Consider the following 1025-nt stretch of genomic DNA (forward strand, 5'->3'; position numbering starts at 1 on the left):
CCTCGACGACGACGAGCGCACGCGGCTCCTGAACCTCAGCGGCAGGCCAAAGGCCCGCAACGACCGCGAAAGCGCCGCGCCGGTCCTGGTTTCGGCGGTCACCGGGGAGGGGCTCGCCGCCCTGACGGCCCGGATCGAGGCGCGGATCGGGCGCAACCGCGCGAGCTTCGCGGTGGCGCTGCCGCCGGAGGACGGGGCGGCGCTCAACTGGCTGTACGAGAACGCCGAGATCCTCGACCGCCGGTCGGAGGCCGACGGCACCCTGCATCTCGCGGTCCGGATCGCCCCCGAGAAGGAGCCGCGCTTCCTCAACCGCTTCGCGGCGGCCCGGCGCCTCGGCCGGGGCGGTTGATGGCCTCCGGCAGCTTCGGCAATCCACCGCTTCCCGGCCTGCAGACCATGCGGGCGCCGGCGGCGGGCCGGGCGGATCCGGGATCGGACGACGAGGCGGTGCTGCGGGCCATGCAGGCCGGCGGCGGCCTGCGCCTGCTCGGCCTGCGGATCGTGATCGTGCTGGTGCTGCTGATGGCGGCCCAGGCCTATGACGGTTCGCTGCATGCCCTGAGCCACTGGCTCATCCTCGGCTTCTACGGCCTCGGCACGGTCTGGTTCGGTCTCCGGGAGCGGGGCGGCGGCCCCGCGGCCAACGTCTACAGCTGGGCCGGCACCGGGCTCAACGCCGGTCTCGCCGTCTACGTGATCATCGAGCACATGCTGGCCGGCGGCGGGGCCGGTCTCGGCGCCGACGCGGTGAGCCGCCTGCCCGCCTTCCTGCTCCTGCTCCAGACCGGCCTGAGCATGCGGGTGGCGCAGACCCTGCTGTTCTGCGGCGTGGTCACCCTCTGCTGGAGCGCGGCCTTCCTGGTCGGGCTGCTGCATCCGGACCTGTTCCCGAACGCCGAGACGTTTCCGACCGCGCAGCTTACCGGGCTCGCCACCTTCATGGCGGCGGGCCTCCTGGTGGTCGACGGCATGATCCGCCTGCGCGCGGCGGTGGCGCGGGCCCTGCGCATGGAGCACGAGCG

2 pseudogenes are annotated in these 1025 nt (G+C 73.8%); both read left to right on the top strand.

Going from position 1 to position 1025, the window contains the following annotated elements:
* Positions 1–352 (top strand): annotated as a pseudogene (locus I53_RS08185) (GTPase HflX); the annotation flags it as partial.
* A pseudogene (locus tag I53_RS08190) lies at positions 352–1025 on the top strand (adenylate/guanylate cyclase domain-containing protein); the annotation flags it as partial. The pseudogenes I53_RS08185 and I53_RS08190, both read left to right, overlap by 1 nt.

This window comes from Methylobacterium sp. B1 (assembly GCF_000333255.1).
In the GTDB taxonomy this organism is placed as follows: Bacteria; Pseudomonadota; Alphaproteobacteria; order Rhizobiales; family Beijerinckiaceae; genus Methylobacterium; species Methylobacterium fujisawaense.